The following is a 1,216-nucleotide window of genomic DNA, read 5'->3' as shown; positions in this document are numbered from 1 at the left end:
CCGAACACGGCGGCGAAGACCACGGCGGGGTCGATCATCGAAACCCTCCTCATCTGTAGCATCAATACTACAGAATAGTGTAGCATCAATGCTACACACGAGGTGTGGGACAGACAGAGACGGAGACGGAAGACGGAGACCGCGATGGAAATTCTGGTGATCGACCTCCCGGACGGGACGATCCGGCGAGCGTTCGACCGCGGACCGGTCGAGATCGACGGCGAGATGGTCACCCCCCGACCGGCGACAAGAGACGAACTGGCCATGATCAGGCGGATGTACGCACAAGCGGCCGAACGCGAACGCGACCGCGACGAAAAAGAAGCCGAGCGATGGAGGAATACGCCGCCCGCCGCCCGACCGGCCACACCCAACCCGACACACCGAGACAAAGCCGACCATTACGATCGCGTCGCCAACGCCGCCGCCCAGGAATTGCACGCTCGCGAGAAGCGGCGACTGCGCGGAGATCCTGAAGAATTGAGCCGCCTGCGCTCGGATATCCTCCGCGAGGCCCTCAAGGCCCTCGACCGCTCGAAATCGGAGCGGGACCGACGCCGCCGACAGAGGCCGGAGCATCGACGGCAGGAGCCGCAGGGCCGAAGCCGCTAAACCTTGCGCACGTCGACCCGAAGAGCGCCGAAAACAAAGGGCCGGGCGAATCGCCCGGCCCTTCGCCTGCCCCTGCCCCACATGAGCCGGGGCGGTGGCGGATCGGCGTCTCGGCCGCTCCCTCGGCCCGCGGCGCGGCGACGGCCACCTCCGGACCCCACCGCATCTGCGCATGCGACCCCCGAGACGGAACCGGCCGGCCAGGAACCGGCCGGCCAGGTCCCGGCCGGTTCCCGCTGTCTCACCCGGCGAGCGCGGCGCGGTAGTCGGTCCAGCATGGCCCGCATATCAGCTCGCCGTCCGTGGGGTCGACGTGCCCGCCGCATTCGGCTATCGCGTAATCGATGGCGGCGGCCGGAGACTCGGCCAGCGCCAGCGCACCGTCCGTCGCGCCGAATGGATGGTCGCAGCCGTCGCATTGCGTCCAGAACCCGAACGCGGCCCCGTCCTCGGCGGCGGGGTCGAACTCGACCAGGGGCGGGGCGGCCTCGATCGGCGGCAATGCGGCGAACACCATCGGCGCACGCCGGACCATGACCGTACGGCGCGGTCGGTCGGCGGGGAATCGCTGAATCGTCTCGGGCATGGTGAATTACCTTTCGTT

General features: G+C 68.3%; 2 protein-coding genes. One reads left to right on the top strand and one right to left on the bottom strand.

All coding sequences use genetic code 11. The annotated features are described in order from the left end of the window. Positions 1-144 precede the first annotated feature (144 nt). On the top strand, positions 145-612 hold the full coding sequence (locus ON32_RS23465; RefSeq protein ID WP_040793192.1) for a hypothetical protein: 468 nt from the start codon (positions 145-147) through the stop codon (positions 610-612). A gap of 241 nt (positions 613-853) precedes the next feature. On the opposite strand, the gene ON32_RS23460 is transcribed toward ON32_RS23465, so the two are convergent. Beyond that, positions 854-1,198: a hypothetical protein gene (locus ON32_RS23460; protein ID WP_040793191.1), complete on the bottom strand. Its 345-nt coding sequence runs from the start codon at positions 1,196-1,198 to the stop codon at positions 854-856. Between the last annotated feature and the right edge of the window lie 18 nt (positions 1,199-1,216).

The organism is Nocardia paucivorans NBRC 100373, from assembly GCF_000308675.1.
Classification (GTDB): Bacteria; Actinomycetota; Actinomycetes; order Mycobacteriales; family Mycobacteriaceae; genus Nocardia; species Nocardia paucivorans.
This window is presented reverse-complemented; position numbering and strand designations above follow the sequence as displayed.